At 72.1% G+C, this 18,340-nt stretch carries 17 protein-coding genes; 2 read left to right on the forward strand and 15 right to left on the reverse strand.

Annotation, left to right across the window (positions count from 1 at the left end; all coding sequences use genetic code 11):
• Positions 1-111: 111 nt before the first annotated feature.
• From IE255_RS23550 to bldG, 6 genes are all read right to left on the reverse strand, one after another.
• Positions 112-309, reverse strand: coding sequence for a hypothetical protein (locus tag IE255_RS23550; RefSeq protein WP_190052364.1), 198 nt, complete (start codon positions 307-309; stop codon positions 112-114).
• Positions 310-558: 249 nt separating this feature from the next.
• A complete protein-coding gene (locus IE255_RS23555) occupies positions 559-2,088 on the reverse strand; it encodes a DUF7059 domain-containing protein (protein ID WP_190052365.1) in 1,530 nt (509 codons plus the stop codon).
• 139 nt (positions 2,089-2,227) lie between these two features.
• Entirely contained in the window at positions 2,228-2,815 is a 588-nt protein-coding gene (locus IE255_RS23560; RefSeq protein WP_190052366.1) for a small secreted protein, read from the reverse strand.
• Between the two features lie 193 nt (positions 2,816-3,008).
• Entirely contained in the window at positions 3,009-5,414 is a 2,406-nt protein-coding gene (locus IE255_RS23565; RefSeq protein ID WP_190052367.1) for a sodium-translocating pyrophosphatase, read from the reverse strand.
• 272 nt (positions 5,415-5,686) lie between these two features.
• Positions 5,687-6,121: an ATP-binding protein gene (locus IE255_RS23570; RefSeq protein ID WP_190052368.1), complete on the reverse strand. Its 435-nt coding sequence runs from the start codon at positions 6,119-6,121 to the stop codon at positions 5,687-5,689.
• A gap of 135 nt (positions 6,122-6,256) precedes the next feature.
• Positions 6,257-6,598 carry an anti-sigma factor antagonist BldG gene (gene bldG, locus IE255_RS23575; RefSeq protein WP_003991900.1) on the reverse strand — a complete coding sequence of 114 codons (342 nt, stop codon included), beginning with the start codon at positions 6,596-6,598 and terminating at the stop codon, positions 6,257-6,259.
• A 79-nt stretch (positions 6,599-6,677) separates the two neighbouring features.
• Here bldG and sftH point away from each other — a divergent pair, with 79 nt between their 5' ends.
• Entirely contained in the window at positions 6,678-9,230 is a 2,553-nt protein-coding gene (sftH, locus tag IE255_RS23580; RefSeq protein ID WP_229906533.1) for a DEAD/DEAH box helicase, read from the forward strand.
• Here sftH and IE255_RS23585 read toward each other — a convergent pair.
• The 7 genes from IE255_RS23585 to ssd all read right to left on the reverse strand — a co-directional run bounded on the left by IE255_RS23585 (position 9,202) and on the right by ssd (position 14,260).
• Positions 9,202-9,666 (reverse strand): Rv3654c family TadE-like protein, encoded by a 465-nt coding sequence (locus IE255_RS23585; protein WP_372487544.1) that lies wholly within the window; start codon positions 9,664-9,666, stop codon positions 9,202-9,204. The genes sftH and IE255_RS23585 overlap by 29 nt on opposite strands.
• Positions 9,663-10,022 (reverse strand): TadE family type IV pilus minor pilin, encoded by a 360-nt coding sequence (locus tag IE255_RS23590; protein WP_190052370.1) that lies wholly within the window; start codon positions 10,020-10,022, stop codon positions 9,663-9,665. The genes IE255_RS23585 and IE255_RS23590 overlap by 4 nt, the downstream gene beginning before the upstream one ends.
• On the reverse strand, positions 10,009-10,218 hold the full coding sequence (locus IE255_RS23595; protein WP_190052606.1) for a DUF4244 domain-containing protein: 210 nt from the start codon (positions 10,216-10,218) through the stop codon (positions 10,009-10,011). The genes IE255_RS23590 and IE255_RS23595 overlap by 14 nt, the downstream gene beginning before the upstream one ends.
• Before the next feature lie 70 nt (positions 10,219-10,288).
• Complete coding sequence (locus IE255_RS23600) at positions 10,289-11,077, reverse strand: type II secretion system F family protein (protein ID WP_190052371.1); 789 nt, start codon at positions 11,075-11,077, stop codon at positions 10,289-10,291.
• Positions 11,074-11,946: a type II secretion system F family protein gene (locus IE255_RS23605; protein WP_190052372.1), complete on the reverse strand. Its 873-nt coding sequence runs from the start codon at positions 11,944-11,946 to the stop codon at positions 11,074-11,076. Before IE255_RS23605 ends, IE255_RS23600 begins: the two co-directional genes overlap by 4 nt.
• The gene (locus IE255_RS23610; RefSeq protein WP_190052373.1) at positions 11,943-13,151 is read right to left on the reverse strand and encodes a TadA family conjugal transfer-associated ATPase; all 1,209 of its coding nucleotides are present in this window, start codon (positions 13,149-13,151) and stop codon (positions 11,943-11,945) included. The genes IE255_RS23605 and IE255_RS23610 overlap by 4 nt, the downstream gene beginning before the upstream one ends.
• A complete protein-coding gene (gene ssd, locus IE255_RS23615; protein ID WP_190052374.1) occupies positions 13,148-14,260 on the reverse strand; it encodes a septum site-determining protein Ssd in 1,113 nt (370 codons plus the stop codon). Before ssd ends, IE255_RS23610 begins: the two co-directional genes overlap by 4 nt.
• 576 nt (positions 14,261-14,836) lie before the next feature.
• Here ssd and IE255_RS23620 point away from each other — a divergent pair.
• Positions 14,837-15,670: an HAD family hydrolase gene (locus IE255_RS23620; RefSeq protein ID WP_190052375.1), complete on the forward strand. Its 834-nt coding sequence runs from the start codon at positions 14,837-14,839 to the stop codon at positions 15,668-15,670.
• 334 nt (positions 15,671-16,004) lie between these two features.
• Here IE255_RS23620 and IE255_RS23625 read toward each other — a convergent pair whose 3' ends face one another.
• Together IE255_RS23625 and IE255_RS23630 are read right to left on the reverse strand one after the other, a co-directional pair.
• Positions 16,005-16,829 (reverse strand): Fic family protein, encoded by an 825-nt coding sequence (locus tag IE255_RS23625; RefSeq protein WP_190052376.1) that lies wholly within the window; start codon positions 16,827-16,829, stop codon positions 16,005-16,007.
• 90 nt (positions 16,830-16,919) lie between these two features.
• The gene (locus IE255_RS23630; protein WP_190052377.1) at positions 16,920-18,179 is read right to left on the reverse strand and encodes a polysaccharide deacetylase family protein; all 1,260 of its coding nucleotides are present in this window, start codon (positions 18,177-18,179) and stop codon (positions 16,920-16,922) included.
• Positions 18,180-18,340 lie beyond the last annotated feature (161 nt).

Genomic DNA, 18,340 nt, shown 5'->3' on the forward strand with positions numbered 1-18,340 from the left:
AACGGTAACCCGACTACCACCAATCCTGCCGCCCGGAGTTCCCGGAGTACGTCCCGTCCTGTGCGGAGCGCGACTTCCCGGTCACGGGCAGGCGCGTCGCCGACTCGGGCCTCACAGGCGGGTGAAGCACCACGTTCCGGCCGCCAGGGCGAGCACCGCGGCGATGCTCGCGAGGGTCGCCGATGCGACCGGCCTCACACCGTGGGCGACGGGCCGGTGCTGGCGCACGCGCGTCACGGTCCACACCAGCAGTCCGCCTCCGAACAGGGAGAACACCGCTCCCGCGAAGATCGCCGGTTCGCTCTCCATGACCCGCCGTGCCCCTCTTCTCCCGTCCACGACTCCCCAGCCCCGGGAGGCTGACACGCGCGGGCGGCGGGCAGGCGAACCCGAGGTGAACGCCAGGGCGACACGGATGCGGATCAAGGACGTCCGGCCCCTCACGGATCCTTTCGGACGAGGTGTTCAAATCGACTCGAATTTTTTGCCGGACCTCCTCGACGGGACCTCCTCGGCCGCCTCGGCTCCTCGGCTCCTCGCGGGATACTCCCCGGGCTCTCAGCCGGCCGGCTCCAGGAACCCCTGCTCCACCAGCAGCCGGATCTGCGCCGGTGTGCGGTCGCGCAGCAGCACCGGGTCCTCGCCGATCAGCTGGGCGATGGCGTCGAGGATGCGGCCGGCGGTCATCGTGCCGTCGCACACGCCCGCGAAGCCCGCGCCGACCGTGTCCACCCGGGTCGCCCGGCGCATGCCGCGGTTCTGGCGCAGCACGACATGCTCGGGGTCCTCCGCGCCGGGCAGCCCGACCTGCTCCTGCACGATCTCGTCGGCCAGCCGGAAGTGCCCTTCGAGCAGGGCGGCGTCGTCGCGCTCGCGCAGGTAGTCGAGCCGGTCGAAGTGGTTGCGGATGGTGTCGCCGAGCGGCTGCTCGACCGGATGCGGCCATTCCTCCACCGTGAGGGCGGGCACGGCGGCGCCCGTCCTGCGCAGGGTGATCCAGCCGAAGCCGACGGCCTTCACCTTGCGCGCCTCGAACTCGTTGAGCCACGCGTCGTACCGCGCCTGGTACTCCGCCACGTCGCCGCGGTGGTCGCCCGCGTCCCGCAGCCACAGCTCGGCGTACTGGTTGACGTCCTGGACCTCGCGCTGCACGATCCACGCGTCGCAGCCGCGGGGCACCCATGACCTGAGCCGGTCCTGCCAGTCCTCCCCTTCCACGTGCTCCCAGTTGGCGAGGAACTGCGCGAACCCGCCCGCGTTCAGCCGCTCCCCCGCCTCCTGAACGAGCGTGCGGCACAGATCGTCCCCGCCCATCCCGCCGTCGCGGTAGGTGAGCCGGGCACCGGGCGAGATCACGAACGGCGGGTTCGAGACGATCAGGTCGTACGTCTCGTCGTCCCGGACCGGCGCGAAGAGGGAGCCCTCGCGCAGATCGGCGGCCGGGGCGCCGGACAGCGCCAGCGTGAGCGCGGTGATGTGCAGGGCGCGCGGGTTGAGGTCGGTGGCCGTCACGCGCGTGGCGTGCTGCGTGGCGTGCAGGGCCTGGATGCCGGAGCCGGTGCCGAGGTCGAGCGCGGCGGCGACGGGCGTACGGACGGTGATGCCGGCGAGGGTCGTGGAGGCGCCGCCGACCCCGAGGACGACTCCTTCGTCGCGCCGGCCGATGCCGCCGGCGCCGCCGACGGCGCAGCCCAGGTCCGACACGATGAACCAGTCCTCGCCGCCGGGCCCGCCGTACGGCCGCACGTCCACCGTGGCGGCGAGCTCGTCGTCGCCGGCGCGGACCAGCCAGCCGCTCTCCAGGCAGGCGTCGACGGGCAGGACGTCGGCCACGCGCGCGTGCGGCACGGGCTGCTGGAGCAGGAACAGCCGGACGAGCATCTCCAGGGGCGTGTCCCCGCGGGTCGCCCGGAGTGCGGGCACGGTCTCGCTCCGGGCGAGCGCCGCGTACGCGGGGGCGCCGAGCAGTTCGAGCAGTCCGTCGGCCGTGAAGGAGGCCGCGAGCAGAGCGTCGCGGAGCCGGGCGGCGACCTCGGGGCGGTCGGCGGAGGGCAGCGGGGACAGGGGTGACTGGCTGGCGTTACTCACGCCCCCATTGTGGCCGCCGGCACGGGGATCGCACGTGCCCGTGCCGGGTATCGCGTGCGTCCCTGCCGCCCGGCTCAGCAGTCACCCCCGGCTCAAGAGTCGCCCTTGCCTCAGGAGTCCCTTCGGTCCGCTCGGCCGCTCAGCTCTGCGTCGCTCCCGCCGACGCCGTGGCCGCCTTGCAGCTCGACTGCCGGGCCATCGCCTGGCCGACCTCGCCCTCCTCCAGGTTCCGGAGCGCGTCGTTGCCGCTCTTGCTCAGCTTGTCCAGCTCGGTGGCGATGTCCTTGAGGCCGTCGGCGAACTTCCCTTGGTCCTTCGTGTCCAGCCCGTCGACCTGCTTCTTCAGGGAGGCGTAGGACGTGGAGATCGAGTTGAGCTCCTTGACCGCGTCCTGCTGCTTCTTCTCGCCGTTCTCGACGTCGGGCGCCCCGGCCTTGGTCACCGCGGCCCCGATCGCCTTGTAGGCGTCGGACATGTCCTGGAAGGCCTGCGCGTCGGTCTTCTGGACGTCCTCCGGCGTGCTGTTGTCCGAGGTCTCCTTCTGGATCGCGGCATTGGCCGACTCGATCTTCTTGGCCTGCGGCTGTACGGCGTCACAGACCTGCTTGGCCCAGGAGTCCAGCTTCTCGTTGTCGTCGCCGCCGCAGCCCGACAGCGCCAGTACCAGTACCGCACCGCCGGACAGTGCGGCCGCGAGCTTCTTGTTCACCGGTTTGGTCCCTTCCATGGCTCTCGGCCCCGGAACATACACGCCAGATGCACGGCAACCGCACGCCGAACGTCTATTAAGACCTTTTCGTAACCTTTTGCACCAAGCGAGAGAAGGCTCACGGCGAGGTCGTGTACACGCAAGAGCGGGCGGGCGACGCGTCAACGCGCGCCGACCGCCCGCACCTTGAGCTGGGGCTCGGAGGACCTCCCTACGAAACGACCGCCGGATCGGCCGACTTGGGCTTCGGCTCGACGTTGTCTTCGTCACCCATGGCGATCCCGCGCCGCTTCGACACGTACACCGCGCCGACGATCACGAGGAACGCGACGACTGCGATCAGGATCCGCATCCCGATGCTCTTGTCGGCGCCGTACGAGAACTTGATCACCGCGGGCGCGATGAGCAGCGACACCAGGTTCATGACCTTGAGCAGTGGGTTGATCGCGGGACCGGCGGTGTCCTTGAAGGGGTCGCCGACGGTGTCGCCGATGACGGTCGCCGCATGGGCCTCGCTGCCCTTGCCGCCGTGGTGGCCGTCCTCGACGAGCTTCTTGGCGTTGTCCCACGCGCCACCGGAGTTGGCGAGGAACACCGCCATCAGCGTGCCCGCACCGATCGCGCCCGCGAGGAACGCGCCGAGCGCTCCGACGCCGAGCGTGAACCCGATGAAGATGGGCGCCATCACCGCGAGCAGACCGGGGGTGGCGAGTTCCCTGAGGGCGTCCTTCGTACAGATGTCGACGACCTTGCCGTACTCCGGTTTCTCGCTGTAGTCCATGATCCCGGGCCGCTCCCGGAACTGCCGTCGCACCTCGAAGACCACGGAACCCGCCGAGCGCGACACGGCGTTGATCGCCAGCCCCGAGAAGAGGAAGACGACCGCCGCGCCCGCGATGAGACCCACGAGGTTGTTGGGCTGCGAGATGTCCATCATCAGACTCATCGGCGCTCCCGGCCCGGACAACTGCTCGCCCACGTCCCGTGCGCCGGTGATGATCGCGTCGCGGTACGACCCGAACAGCGCCGCCGCCGCGAGCACGGCCGTGGCGATCGCGATGCCCTTGGTGATCGCCTTGGTGGTGTTGCCGACCGCGTCCAGGTTGGTGAGCACCTGCGCGCCCGCGCCCTCGACGTCGCCGGACATCTCCGCGATGCCCTGCGCGTTGTCGGAGACCGGCCCGAAGGTGTCCATCGCGACGATCACGCCGACGGTGGTGAGCAGGCCGGTGCCGGCCAGCGCCACCGCGAAGAGCGCCAGCATGATCGACGTACCGCCGAGCAGGAACGCCCCGTACACGCCGAGGCCGATCAACAGGGCGGTGTAGACGGCGGATTCGAGACCGACGGAGATACCCGCGAGGACGACGGTGGCCGGACCGGTCAGCGAGGTCTTGCCGATGTCCCTCACGGGTCGGCGGGTCGTCTCCGTGAAGTAGCCGGTCAGTTGCTGGATCACGGCGGCGAGCACGATGCCGATGGCCACCGCGACGAGCGCGAGGATCCGCGGGTCGCCGTCCTTGCCCGTGATCGCCGCGTCGGTGACGCCGTCGAGTTCGGAGTACTTCCCGGGCAGGTAGACGAAGACGGCCACCGCCACCAGCACGAGCGAGATCACCGCGGAGATGAAGAACCCGCGGTTGATGGCGCTCATGCCGCTGCGGTCGGCGCGCCTCGGCGCGACCGCGAAGATGCCGATCATCGCCGTGATCACACCGATCGCCGGCACCAGCAGCGGGAAGCCGAGCCCGGCGTCGCCGAAGGCGGCCGAGCCGAGGATCAGCGCGGCGACCAGGGTCACTGCGTACGACTCGAAGAGGTCGGCCGCCATGCCCGCGCAGTCGCCGACGTTGTCGCCCACGTTGTCGGCGATGGTCGCGGCATTGCGCGGGTCGTCCTCCGGAATGCCCTGCTCGACCTTGCCGACCAGGTCGGCGCCGACGTCGGCGGCCTTGGTGAAGATGCCGCCGCCGACCCGCATGAACATCGCGATCAGCGCGGCCCCGAGACCGAAACCCTCCAGCACCTTCGGCGCGTCGGCCGCGTACACCAGCACCACGCAGGAGGCACCGAGCAGGCCGAGGCCCACCGTGAACATGCCGACCACGCCGCCTGTGCGAAATGCGATCTTCATCGCTTTGTGCGAGACGGTGGTCAGATCTTTTTCCGGCTCGCCTGCCGCCGGGGTCGCTTCACGCGCCGCCGCGGCGACACGCACATTGCTGCGCACGGCGAGCCACATGCCGATATAGCCGGTGGCCGCCGAGAACGCCGCTCCGATCAGAAAGAACACCGACCGTCCGACACGCTGATTCCAGTCGTCCGCGGGCAGCAGCATGAGCAGGAAGAACACGACCACGGCGAATACGCCGAGCGTGCGCAGCTGACGTGCCAGATAGGCGTTCGCGCCTTCCTGGACCGCCGCCGCGATCTTCTTCATGCTGTCGGTGCCCTCGCCGGCCGCGAGTACCTGGCGCACCAGGACGCCCGCGACCGCGAGCGCCGCCAGCGCGACGACTGCGATGACCACCACGAGAACGCGGTTGCCATCGGTCAGTACGGCGGCTGCGAGGTCTGTGGGATGGCCCGACTGTACTGAGTTGGAAAGCCCCGCCATTCGTCCTCCTTGACGCTTGGGCTGAGCTCAAGATGTGGACGGGATTGTAGGTACCGGAACCTGATCAAAACAGAGCGCGATAAACGGAATTGGCCTTCTGAGGTAATGCCCTGAAAGCATTCTGGGACTGCCGTGGAGCACGCGAATGATCGTGAACGAATTCACGCGATGAACGGCACAGGAACTACTGTAAAGGCGAGCACTGACACCCGCACATGGCGAAGGGCCCCACGGGTGGGGCCCTTCGGAGAAACGGTGTGCGCGGTGGCCGGTCAGGCCAGGATCGTCGGCGGCGTGGTCGGCCAAGTCATCTTGATCGACCCGCCGTGCTCTCCCGCGCTGACCTCGACGTCGTCGACGAGGCCGCTGATGACCGCGAGGCCCATCTCGTCCTCGTCGGCCTCCCCGTCGGGGTCACCGGGCCCGGCGCCGGGCCCGCGCTCGCCGGGGACCGCGTGCGGGGCCTCGTCGCCGACCTCGATGGAGAACTGTTTCTCCTCCTCGATCAGCAGCACCTTCACCGGTGCCGAGATCCCGCCCGTCTGATGCAGTCCGACGGCCCGGGTGCACGCCTCGCCGACGGCGAGCCTGACCTCGTCGAGGACGGCCTCGTCCACTCCGGCCCTGCGCGCCACCGCTGCCGCCACCAGCCGGGCGGTCCTGACGTGCTCGGGCAGCGCGCTGAAGCGGAGCTCAACGGTGGCCATGCATCCCCCTCGCAACTACGGGCGTGCTGTCGGGAGGCACCGGGCCGCCAAAAGCCCGGGCCCCCTCGGTCTTCACTTCTGCCGAACTTCTCTGCCGCACTGCGGCCGGCCCGGGCCCGCAGGCCCGGGCCGGTCTCAGTCGGTGGCCGCTACCGCTTCCTCGACCGAGGTGTGGATCGGGAACACCTTGGTGAGGCCGGTGATGCGGAAGATCTTCAGAATGCGCTCCTGGTTGCAGACCAGGCGCAGGGAGCCCTCATGGGCCCGCACGCGCTTCAGGCCGCCGACCAGCACGCCGAGCCCGGTGGAGTCGAGGAAGTCCACGCCCTCCATGTCGACGACAAGGTGGAAACTGCCGTCGTTCACCAGCTCGACCAACTGCTCGCGCAGCTTGGGCGCGGTATATACGTCGATTTCGCCACCGACCCTGACGATCGTGCGATCGCCCATGGTCTCGGTCGACAGGGACAGGTCCACGGATCCTCCAGCACCTTGCTATCGAGCGGTCGCCCTTGGGGCATCTCGGCTTCAGCCCTTGGACGCTTCGCCAGCCGCGATGGCATTCAATCACTTACCGGCAGGCGTGCACGACGCCTTGGCTCCATTGTCCGTCACGCCAGTGACACACTCGGTGCCGATGGCCAAGAATCACCGATCCGATCGACCCCCGACGGACCCCGCCTCCCGACCGGCGCCGGGCGCGGTCCTGGACCGCCTCGCGTCCGGTCCGAGCAGGGCTTCGCGCATTACTCATACGGAGCACTTGCCCCCGCGCGAGGGTCGCCATGCCGTCTGGCCGGACCGCATCCGCGCCGAGGTCGTCGCCGCCGTGCGGGCAGCCGGCATCGAGCATCCCTGGGCCCACCAGGCCCGCGCGGCCGAGCACGCCCTGGACGGCGAATCGGTCGTCGTCGCCACGGGCACGGCCTCCGGCAAGTCGCTGGCCTACCTCGTGCCGGTGCTTTCCACCCTTCTGGAGGGCGCCGAGGCCCCGAACGGCCGCGGCGCGACCACCCTGTACCTGGCTCCCACCAAGGCTCTTGCGGCGGATCAGTGCCGCTCGGTGAAGGAACTTTCACATCCGCTGGGCAATTCCGTTCGCCCCGCCGTGTACGACGGCGATACTCCGTTCGAGGAACGCGAGTGGATCCGCCAGTACGCCAACTACGTGCTGACCAACCCGGACATGCTCCATCGGGGCATCCTGCCGTCCCACCCCCGTTGGTCCTCCTTCCTGAAGTCGCTGAAGTACGTCGTCGTCGACGAGTGCCACACCTACCGCGGCGTCTTCGGCTCGCACGTCGCCCAGGTGCTGCGCCGCCTGCGCCGCCTGTGCGCCCGCTACGGCGCCTCGCCCGTGTTCCTGCTGGCCTCCGCGACCGCCGCCGAGCCGGCGGTGGCCGCCCGCCGCCTCACCGGCGTGCCGGTCGTCGAGGTCGCCGACGACGCCTCCCCGCGCGGTGAACTGGTGTTCGCCCTCTGGGAGCCGCCGCTGACCGAGCTGCACGGCGAGAAGGGCGCCCCCGTCCGCCGCACGGCCACCGCCGAGGCCGCCGACCTGCTGACCGACCTCACCGTGCAGGGCGTGCGCTCGGTCGCCTTCATCCGGTCCCGGCGCGGCGCCGAGCTGATCTCCGTCATCTCCCAGGAGCGACTGGCGGAGGTGGACCGCTCGCTGGCCGGGCGTGTCGCGGCGTACCGGGGCGGTTATCTCCCGGAGGAGCGTCGCGCCCTGGAACGTGCCATCCATTCGGGTGAACTCCTGGGCCTCGCGGCGACGAACGCCCTCGAACTCGGCATCGACATCTCCGGCCTGGACGCGGTCGTCATCGCCGGCTACCCGGGCACACGCGCCTCCCTGTGGCAGCAGGCCGGCCGGGCCGGACGGTCCGGTCAGGGCGCCCTGGCCGTCCTGGTGGCCCGCGACGACCCGCTGGACACCTTCCTCGTCCATCACCCGGAGGCCCTGTTCGACCAGCCCGTCGAGTCCACGGTCCTCGACCCGGACAACCCCTACGTGCTCGCCCCGCACCTGTGCGCGGCCGCCGCGGAGCTGCCCCTGACGGACGAGGATTTCGACCTGTTCGGTCCAACCTGCGAGGACCTCCTGCCCCAGCTGGAGGCCGCGAAGCTGCTGCGCCGCCGCACCAGGGCCTGGCACTGGACCCGCCGCGAGCGCGCCGCCGACCTGACCGACATCCGCGGTGAGGGCGGACGGCCCGTCCAGGTCGTCGAGTCCGGCACGGGCCGGCTGCTCGGCACGGTCGACGCGGGGGCCGCGCACTCGACGGTGCACGAAGGGGCGGTCCACCTCCACCAGGGCCGCAGCTACCTGGTGCGGTCGCTGGACCTGGAGGATTCCGTCGCCCTCGTCGAGGAGGCCGCCCCGCCGTACTCCACGGTCGCCCGGGACACGACGTCCATCTCCGTCCTGGAGACCGACGTCGAGGTCCCCTGGGGCGACGGACGGCTCTGCTACGGCTCCGTCGAGGTCACCAACCAGGTCGTCTCCTTCCTCCGCAGACGGCTCATCACCGGTGAGGTGCTGGGCGAGACGAAGCTCGACCTCCCTCCTCGTACGCTGCGCACCCGGGCCGTGTGGTGGACCGTCACCGAGGACCAGCTGGACCGGGCCCGGATCAACCCGGAGATCCTCGGCGGCTCCCTGCACGCCGCCGAGCACGCGTCGATCGGCCTGCTGCCCCTCTTCGCGACCTGCGACCGCTGGGACATCGGCGGCGTGTCGATCCCGCTCCATCCCGACACGCTCCTGCCCACGGTCTTCGTCTACGACGGCCACCCCGGCGGCGCTGGCTTCGCGGAGCGCGCCTTCCACACCGCCCGCTCCTGGCTGACCGCCACCCGCCAGGCCATCGCCTCCTGCGAGTGCGACGCCGGCTGCCCCTCCTGCATCCAGTCCCCCAAGTGCGGCAACGGCAACGACCCGCTGCACAAGAGGGGGGCGGTGCGGCTGCTCACGGTGCTGCTGGAGGGGGCCCCGGAGGAGAAGGCGGTGGGAGACCCAGGGGCGCCGGAGGACCCGCCCGCGCCCTCACCTCCGCCGACGGGAGAGCCCGGGGTTACGCCGGTGGATCCGCCCGCGTCCTGACCTTTCCCGACGGGAGATCCGGAGCAGCCGTCGGAGGACCGGCCCGCGCCCTTACCCCTCCCGACGGGAGACCCGGAGCAACCGTGGGAGGACCCGCCCGTGCCCTGACCTCCGCCGTGAACGGCCCCCGGCCCGACGCCGCCGTCACGTCCGAGATCTCCCCGGCGACCTCGCACCGCACAAGCCGCACGCCCTGGGCCCGGGCCACCCGGCCGGCCCGATCACAGGCCGCCGCGGCTCCCTCGGCCCAGTGGTCCGCCGCCGCGAGCGCCGCCAGGTCCGCACCGCCCGCCGCACGGTGCCGGATCACTACGGTCTGCCCCAGGGCGAGCACCACGCCGAACACCACGCACAGGACGGCGATCGCCCCGACGCTCCAGACGGTGGCGGACCCCCGGTCCGAGCCGGCCCGGCCCATCGCTCGCCGCCGTCTCATGTGCCCACCGCCTCCTCCACCGACGCCACCGCCTCCTCACGAACGGCGAAGGACAGTCCGCGCAGCACCGGCGGCTCGGCCACGACGACCACCCGCACCTGCTCCGCGTCCCGGCTGACGGTGACCTTCGCGCCGGGCGGAGCCGCCTCGCGGGTCAGCCGCACGACCGCGTCCGGCGGGTCCTGCCGGGCCGCCGCACGGGCGCCCGTCCGTGCCGCGTCCACGCACTGGATCTGCGCGGCCACCACCAGCAGCCCCCACACCAGTGCCGTCGCGAACATCACCAGTACGGGCAGCACCACGGCCGACTCCGCGGTGACGAACCCCCGGTCGGCGCCCCGCTCACATCCGCGCATTGAGGGCTTCCTTCAAGATGCTCTGCAACTCCGCGCTGACCGCACCGCTGGTGACGACCTTGTAGAGCACCACCGCGAACGCCACCGCCGCGACGATTCCCGTCGCGTACTCGGAGGTGACCATCCCCGCGTCCCTCCGCGCCGCACGCGCCCCGCACACCAGGGCACGCAGCCGTGCCCGTACCACCTGAAACATCTCAACCCCCGTGGGAAAGAGTCCGAACTTCTGTTGGTTTTCGCTGGCTTGCTGCCGGTTCGTGTCCGCGTCAGTCACCACCCCCGCCGAGCACCCCGCCCGCGAGCCCGATCACCACGGGCAGCACGCCGACCGCGATGAACGCGGGCAGGAAGCACAGTCCGACCGGCGCGCTGACCATGACGCCCGCTCGGCGGGCCCTGGCCGTCGCGGCGCGGCCCCAGTCGGCCCGGGCCTCGGCGGCGAGCCGTGCCACCGGTGCCGCGGCGGGCAGCCCGGACACGTCGGCCCGTTCGAGAAGTCGTGCCAGGCCTCCGGCCCCCGGGACGGCGGCCAACCTCCGCCAGGCCGCCCCCGGTTCACCGCCCAGCCGTACCTCGGCCGCGCCTCGGGCCAGGGCGTCGCCCACGGGACCGCCCAGGGCCTCACCCACGGCCTGCGCGGCGACCACCGGGCCGGCGCCCGCCGCGATGCAGGCGGCCAGCAGGTCGGCGGCGAGGGGAAGTTGCCGTGCCGCCTCGGCGAGACCGGGTGCCCGTGTGTCCGTACCGGCCGCCTCCTGCCGCAGCTGCCACCGCCACATGCCCACCCCACCGGCCAGCCCCACGGCGACGCCGGTGAGGCCACCGACCAGTGCCCACCCGGCGCAGGCCACGCCCACGGGCGCCAGCCAGCTCCGCGCGGCCCCGCCGAAGGCGAGGCGCGGGGTGGGAGCGGGCGCCTCCCGGACCGACAGCTCGGCCAGTCGCCGCCGCATCCTCCGGCGGTGCCGCGTCCGCACCAGCCACCGCACCGACCACATGAGGACCGGCACGATCCCCACAGCCACCCCCAGCCTGTGGACAACCTCCCCGCTCATGTCGCCGCCTCCGCGCCCCGCACGATCCGCAGCACCCACCAGACCCCCAGGCCCTCCAGCGCACCGCCGATGGCCAGACAGCCCAGGCCCGCCGGAGTGTGCAGCAGGACATGGAGGGGGTCGGCACCGAGGGCGCTGCCGATCAGGAGCCCCAGGGCGGGCAGCCCGGCGAGCAGCACGGCCGTGGCCCGGGCACCCGCCAACTGGGCGCGCAAGTCGGACCGTTGGTCCCGTTCGGCGCGCAGGGCGGCGGCGAGCCGGTCGAGTCCGGCCGCGAGCCCCGCGCCCTGGTCCACGGCCACCCGCCAGCACGCCGCGAGTCCCCGCAGCCCCTCGGCACCCGGCTGCCGCGCGGCCGTCGCCAACGCGCCCGGCACGTCCCCGCCGAACCGTGCGGCCGCCAATACCGTCGCCTGCGCGTCCGCGAGTCCGCCGCAGTCCCGCGCGGCCCGCAGCAGGGCCTCGCCCGGCTGGCGTCCGGCCCGCACCTCCCCGGCGAGCACCCCGCACAGCGCGATCACCGCGTCGGCCCGGCGCTCCCGGTCCCGCCGCGCCCGGCCGGCCAGCCGGACCCGCCGCAGCAGCGGCACCCCGGCCGCCCCCAGAACGACCGGCAGCACCGACGCCCCGAGCACCGCCAGCACCAACCCGGCCACCGGCGCCCACCACTCGGGCCGCAGCCGCCCGCGAACCCGCCGCAGCCCACCGGCCATCCGCCGCCATCCGGGCGGCCCGCTCCCGACGACTCCGCCGCCCGCGAGCAGCAACCGCGCCCGCCGCGCCGCCGAGTTCCGCTCGCCCAGCAGCCAGACCGCCGCCCCCATGCACGCGACGGCCGCGCCCATCGACATCTCGGCCTGCCCCGTCATGACTCGCCCCCTTCACCCCGGGCCTCGCACGGCCCGTCTCCGTCACCCCGGAGCAGCCCCCGCAGCCGCTCCCAGCCCCGCTCCGGCACGAACGCCTCCGCTCCCCACCGCAGCGCGGGCACCGTCCGCACCAGCCCCGACGGATCCCGCTCCAGCACGTGCACCTCCGCGATCCGCCGCCGCCCGGCCCGGTCGCGCGCGAGGTGCAGCACCACGGAGAGGGCGGCCGCCACCTGGCTGTGCAGCGCGGCCCGGTCGAGCCCGGCGGCCGTGCCGAGCGCCTCCAGCCGGGCCGGCACGTCGGCGGCGGCATTGGCGTGCACGGTCCCGCAGCCGCCCTCGTGGCCGGTGTTCAACGCGGCCAGCAGATGCACCACTTCGGGTCCGCGCACCTCGCCCACGACCAGCCGGTCGGGCCGCATCCGCAGCGCCTGGCGCACCAGGTCCTCGAGGGTGACCAGGCCCGCGCCTTCCTGGTTGGCGGGTCTGGTCTCCAGCCGCACCACGTGCGGATGGTCCGGCCGCAGTTCCGCCGAGTCCTCGGCGAGGACGATCCGCTCGTGCGGCCCCACCAGCCCCAGCAGGGCGCTGAGCAGCGTCGTCTTGCCGCTGCCGGTGCCACCGCTGACCAGGAACGACAGCCGGGCGTCGAGCAGCGCCCGCAGCACGCGGTCCCCGCCCGGCGGCACCGTGCCCGCCGCGACCAGTTCGCCGAGCGTGAAGGCACGCGGCCGGACGACGCGCAGCGACAGGCAGGCGCAGCCCACGGCCACCGGCGGCAGCACCGCGTGCAGCCGCGTCCCGTCGGGCAGCCGGGCGTCGGCCCACGGGCAGGCGTCGTCCAGACGGCGTCCCGCCACGGCGGCCAGGCGCTGGGCGAGCCGCCGTACGGCCGCCGCGTCCGCGAAGCGCACCGACGTCAGCTCCAGTCCGCCGCCCCGGTCCACCCAGACCCGGTCCGGGGCCGACACCAGCACGTCGGTCACCGACGGATCGGCGAGCAGCGGCTCCAGCGGCCCGCTGCCGACCAGTTCGGACCGCAACCGCGCGGCGGCGCCCAGGACTTCGGCGTCCCCGAGCACCCGCCCCTGTTCGCGCAGGGCCTGCGCCACGCGCGCGGGGGTCGGCTCGGCCCCGCTCTCGGCCAGCCACCGCCGCACCCCGTCGAGCAGCTCCGCGCCCTCGAGCCCGGCCAGGGTGCTCATGCCGTACCCGCCTCGACGAGCGCCCGCTCCCAGAACCCCTTGCAGAACCGGGCGAGCGGTCCGCGCACGGCGGCGCCCGGCGGCGCCGTGCCCTCGTCCGGGCGCAGCAGCCCCGGCTCCACCGGCACCTCGCCCACCAGCGGCAGTCCGAGCAGCCGGGCCACCTCACGGTCGTCGAGCCCCGGCGGATACGGTCCACGGACCGCCACCCGCAGATCCCGCAGCACCATGCCGACCGCGGACGCCACCCGCCCGGCCGCCGCGACGGCCCGCAGCTCGGCGGGCACCACCAGCACGCCGACGTCCAGCTGGGTGAGCACCTCGGCGACCCCGTCGTCGATCCGGCGCGGCAGGTCGACCACGACCGTGCCGCCCCGGCGCCGGGCCGCCGCCAGCACCGCGCGCACCGCCTGGGGAGGGACGGCGATCCGGTCGCCCCGGTCCCAGCTGAGCACCCGCAGCGAGTGCAGCTCGGGCAGCGACTCCTCCAGCGCGCCACCGCCGACCCGGCCGCGCGAGGAGGCGAACGCGGGCCAGCGCAGCCCTTCGGCCGTCTCACCGCCGAGGAGTACGTCGAGTCCGCCACCGAGCGGATCGGCGTCCACCAGGAGCGTGCGCAATCCCTCACGCGCGGAGGTGACGGCGAGGGCGCACGCGAGCGTGGACGCTCCGGCCCCGCCGCGGCCGCCGATGACGCCCACGGTGAGAGCGGGCCGCCCGACGCCCTCGGCCACGTCGGCGATCCGGTCGACCAGCCACTGTTCGCCGTCGGGCAGCATCAGGACGTGCTCGGCGCCGATCTCGACGGCCCGCCGCCACACCCCGGAGTCGTCCTGGTCCCGGCCGACCAGGACCACTCCCCTTCTGCGCGCGGCCCCGCGCACCCGCCGCGCGGCGTCGTCGCCCACGAGGACGAGCGGCGCGGCCTCCCAGCTGCCTCTGCGCTCGGGCACCCCGTGATGAACCTCGGGTGTGGCGCCCGCCGCCGCGCACAGGCGCAGCAGGTCGTCGAGGAGTTCGGTGTCCTCGGTGACGATCAGCGGTCCGCCCTGCCGCCCTCCGGCGGCCGACGGTGGATCGTGTGTGACGGTTCCGGCCACGGTCTCCATCCCCCTTCGCTGCTCGACTCGCGCGGCCCCTGCGGCCACGCGATTCCCAAACGTGGGAGGAACCGGTGAGACGGCCTCCCTGTGAACGGCCGTCAGAATCCGGCCGAACGCCCCCCGGCAATGGGAACCGGCCATGAACTCGCCGCGAGCGGGGTGCGCTGGAATCACGGTGCAGCGATCCCCGAAATCGTGTGGATCTTGGTGGATAACTGTGGACGCCCCGGGGGTTGTGAATATCGCCGTCACCCATACCGGTGACCCCCGCAGGCCCTCTGTGCGACTTCCACAGAGCAGTCTGACGACTACACACCGTGACGGATCACGGGCGTGACGAAGTGGCGGCCGAAGCCGCCACGGGAGCGGCGCCCAGGCCGCGCGAAGAAGGAGAAAACCCACCCGGACATGCGACGACCCCCGCCGGGGGGGAGAGCGGGGGTCGTCCCCACGGCCGACTCGGGGGGGGAGGAGTCGGGCCGGGTTAGCACGGTCGCGAACGATCCGTGACTTCCATGGTGTACCCGAGAGCCCTCTCAGGCAAACCCACGCGCCCCACCTTACGCCGAATGGGCTGCCCCTATGCTCAAGGGCGTGGAAAACCACTCCTTGCCCCGCACAGCGGCCTTCTTTGACCTGGACAAGACGGTCATTGCGAAGTCGAGCACGCTCACGTTCAGCAAGTCGTTCTACCAAGGCGGTCTGATCAACCGCCGGGCCGTCTTGCGCACCGCATATGCCCAGTTCGTCTTCCTGGCCGGCGGCGCCGACCACGACCAGATGGAGCGCATGCGCGCGTACCTGTCCGCGCTGTGCCGCGGCTGGAACGTGCAGCAGGTCAAGGAGATCATCGCCGAGACGCTGCACGACCTGATCGACCCGATCATCTACGACGAGGCCGCCTCCCTCATCGAGGAGCACCACACCGCCGGCCGCGACGTCGTGATCGTGTCCACGTCGGGCGCGGAGGTGGTCGAGCCGATCGGCGAGCTGCTCGGCGCGGACCGCGTGGTGGCGACCCGCATGGTCGTGGGCGACGACGGCTGCTTCACCGGCGAGGTGGAGTACTACGCCTACGGCCCGACCAAGGCCGAGGCCATCAGGGAGCTGGCCGAGTCCGAGGGCTACGACCTCAGCCGCTGCTACGCCTACAGCGACTCGGCGACCGACGTGCCGATGCTGGAGTCCGTGGGCCACCCCCACGCCGTGAACCCGGACCGTGCTCTGCGCCGCGAAGCCCTCGCGCGCGGGTGGCCGATCCTGGACTTCCACCGCCCGGTCCGGCTCAAGCAGCGCATCCCCACGTTCTCCGTACCGCCGCGTCCGGCGCTCGTCGCGGTCGCCGCCATAGGCGCCGCGGCGGCCACCGCGGGCCTCGTCTGGTACGCCAACCGGCGGCGGGCCACGGTCGCCTGACCTCGGGCAATCCGACGTCCTATTTGAACCTAAAAGTAAAGAAGTGCGGTCTGGACTTCCGCTTGCCCCGGGCCAGGAGTACAAAGGACTCAACGGCCCGCGAGACCAAGGACATCCGAGAGGATCACCTTAAAAACGCATTCTGGCCCCACGGACCGAGCATGAACACCGGGCACCCACGCGACGTCGACCCGTCGATTACGGGCCAGCCGCACCAGGTGACGGGCAAAGTTCCCGACCTGATGGGCATATATCGAGGACGCTTGGTACCCCGGTGCTCATGCCAGCGGCGGTACGAGTTCTCGTACCGCCGCATTTCTTGTCCGGAGAGGTGTCACGCCGCCCCGCGCTGGAGCGCCTCGCACACCGCCATCGACTCGCGGGCCCCCAGTTGGACCGCTCTGCCGCAGTGGGCGATCCAGGCGGCCACGCCCTCGGGGGTGCCGGAGACGTACCCGTCCAGGGCTTCCAGGTAGGCCTCGCGGCCCAGCTCGGCGTGGCCGACCTCGGCCGCGCAGACCGACTTCGGGTCCAGGCCGCTGCCGACCAGGACGATGCGCTCGGCCGTGCGCGCGACCAGGCCGTTGTGGGACGTGAACGGGCGCAGCGCGAGGAGTTCGCCGTGCACGACGGCGGCCGTCACCAGCGCCGGCGCCGAGCCGCCCGCGATGATCAGCCCGGCCAGCCCCTCCAGCCGCCCGTGCGCCTCGGCCGCGCTCGGCAGCGGCAGTTCGATGAGCGGCTCGTCGACCGGCTCGCCCTCCTGTCGGGGCCGTCCCACCTGGTCGGCCTTGTCCGCGGCCGCCACCAGATGCAGCCGGGCCAGTACCCGCAGGGGCGACTGCCGCCAGATCGACAGCAGCTGGCCCGCCTCCGCGGTGAGCCGCAGCGCCGCGCCGACGGTGCGCGCCTCGTCGTCGCCGCTGAAGTCCGTACGCCGCCGCACCTCCTCCAGGGCCCAGTCCGCGTTGGACAGCGCGGCCGAGCCGCGGGCGCCGCGCAGGGCGGCCTCGGAGGTGATCGCGTTGCTGCGCCGCCGCATGATCCGGTGCCCGTAGACCCGGTCCACGGCCTTGCGCACGGACTCCACGGAATCGGCCACTCCGGGCAGCGCCCCCAGGGCCGCGAGGGGATCGGCGGTCGCGCCTGCTGTACTCATGGGTACGACCCTACGCACCCCGGGGCCCCGCCCTGCGGCGGAGTGGCCTTCTTCACGCGCGCGTGCCCGACACGGCGACCGCCCGGGGGGCTACCCCTTGGCCGCCGGAACCCCGGGCACGCCCTTGGGGGCCGGAGCGGGCCGGCCCGACAGGAAGGACGCCCAGCCCTCCTTCGGCGCCTCGCCGACCTTCAGGGTGCGCAGTTTCTCCAGCGTCTTCGGGTCCTGGGCGTCGAGCCAGTCCACGAGCTGCCGGAACGAGACACAGCGCACCTCCTCCTTGGTGCACACCGTCTCGATGACCTCCTCGACGGCCCGCATGTAGGCGCCGCCGTTCCAGGACTCGAAGTGGTTGCCGATGATCAGGGGCGCGCGGTTGCCCTCGTAGGCCCGCTGGAAGCCCTTGAGCAGGCCGTCGCGCATCTGGTCGCCCCAGAAGTCGTACCTGGCGGGGTTGCCCTGGGTGGTGGTGCCCGACTGGTTGATCATGAAGTTGTAGTCCATGCTCAGCTGCTCGTAGGAGTGCCCGGGGAACGGCACGAGCTGCATGGACACGTCCCACAGGCCGCGCTTCTTGTGCGGCCAGACCTGATCGTTGACGCCGCTGGTGTCGTAGCGGAAGCCCAGCTCCCGGGCCGCCTTCAGGAAGTTGCGCTGGCCTTCGAGGCAGGGCGTGCGGGCGCCGATGAGCTCCTTGTCGTAGTCGAAGGGCAGGGGGGAGGCGTTCTTCAGGCCGGTGTTGGTCTTCCAGGTCTTCACGAACCGCTTGGCCTGGGCGATCTCGTCCTTCCAGTCCTCCACCGACCACTCGCCGACCCCGCCGCCGCTGCCGCAGAAGTGGCCGTTGAAGTGGGTGCCGATCTCGTTGCCCTCCAGCCACGCCAAGCGCAGCTGCTTCACGGTGGCGGCGATGCCGCGGCGGTCGTTGAAGCCGATGTCGGAGCGGCCCGGGGAGTGCTGCGGCGGCCGGTACAGGTCGCGCTTCTCGTCCGGCAGCAGGTACACGCCACTGAGAAAGTACGTCATCGTCGCGTTGTTCTCTCTGGCGACCTTGCGGAAGCGGGAGAACAGCTTGTCCTCGCCCGCGCCGTCCCAGGAGAAGACGACAAACTGCGGGGGCTTCTGGCCGGGGCGCAGCCGCTCAGGTCTGGGCAGGTGGGGCTGGGCGCCGGTGTAGGAGGTGGAGCCGTCTCCGATCAACCGGACCGCGCTCTGCGGTGCCTGAGCGGGCTTCGCCGGGGACGGGTCGGAAGTGCCTTGCCGAAAGGTGCCGATCCCGCAACCGGCGAGCGACGCGGCACAGACCGCGGCGATCACGGAGCCCGCGGCGATCCTGTGGGTGGCGGCCATGTTCCGCCCACCTTCTTCCTTCTCTCGGGTGCCGACAGCGCCGCCACATTCACACGAGACCGAGAAGGAATTAGTACGACAAGCCGATCAAATAGCCACTTCACTCTTCGGGGTGATTTATTCGCCCATTTGCCCCTAAAGTCTATGCTCGCCCTTTACTC

Source organism: Streptomyces lomondensis, assembly GCF_014651035.1.
Taxonomy (GTDB): Bacteria; Actinomycetota; Actinomycetes; order Streptomycetales; family Streptomycetaceae; genus Streptomyces; species Streptomyces lomondensis.

Bases quoted from the DNA above. Each gene is read 5' to 3' on its own strand.
- IE255_RS23550 (WP_190052364.1), bottom strand. From the start codon at position 309: ATGGAGAGCGAACCGGCGATCTTCGCGGGAGCGGTGTTCTCCCTGTTC.
- IE255_RS23560 (WP_190052366.1), bottom strand. From the start codon at position 2,815: ATGGAAGGGACCAAACCGGTGAACAAGAAGCTCGCGGCCGCACTGTCC.
- IE255_RS23565 (WP_190052367.1), bottom strand. From the start codon at position 5,414: ATGGCGGGGCTTTCCAACTCAGTACAGTCGGGCCATCCCACAGACCTC.
- IE255_RS23570 (WP_190052368.1), bottom strand. From the start codon at position 6,121: ATGGCCACCGTTGAGCTCCGCTTCAGCGCGCTGCCCGAGCACGTCAGG.
- sftH (WP_229906533.1), top strand. From the start codon at position 6,678: ATGGCATTCAATCACTTACCGGCAGGCGTGCACGACGCCTTGGCTCCA.
- IE255_RS23585 (WP_372487544.1), bottom strand. From the start codon at position 9,666: ATGAGACGGCGGCGAGCGATGGGCCGGGCCGGCTCGGACCGGGGGTCC.
- IE255_RS23590 (WP_190052370.1), bottom strand. From the start codon at position 10,022: ATGCGCGGATGTGAGCGGGGCGCCGACCGGGGGTTCGTCACCGCGGAG.
- IE255_RS23595 (WP_190052606.1), bottom strand. From the start codon at position 10,218: ATGTTTCAGGTGGTACGGGCACGGCTGCGTGCCCTGGTGTGCGGGGCG.
- IE255_RS23600 (WP_190052371.1), bottom strand. From the start codon at position 11,077: ATGAGCGGGGAGGTTGTCCACAGGCTGGGGGTGGCTGTGGGGATCGTG.
- IE255_RS23605 (WP_190052372.1), bottom strand. From the start codon at position 11,946: ATGACGGGGCAGGCCGAGATGTCGATGGGCGCGGCCGTCGCGTGCATG.
- IE255_RS23610 (WP_190052373.1), bottom strand. From the start codon at position 13,151: ATGAGCACCCTGGCCGGGCTCGAGGGCGCGGAGCTGCTCGACGGGGTG.
- ssd (WP_190052374.1), bottom strand. From the start codon at position 14,260: ATGGAGACCGTGGCCGGAACCGTCACACACGATCCACCGTCGGCCGCC.
- IE255_RS23620 (WP_190052375.1), top strand. From the start codon at position 14,837: ATGCTCAAGGGCGTGGAAAACCACTCCTTGCCCCGCACAGCGGCCTTC.
- IE255_RS23625 (WP_190052376.1), bottom strand. From the start codon at position 16,829: ATGAGTACAGCAGGCGCGACCGCCGATCCCCTCGCGGCCCTGGGGGCG.
- IE255_RS23630 (WP_190052377.1), bottom strand. From the start codon at position 18,179: ATGGCCGCCACCCACAGGATCGCCGCGGGCTCCGTGATCGCCGCGGTC.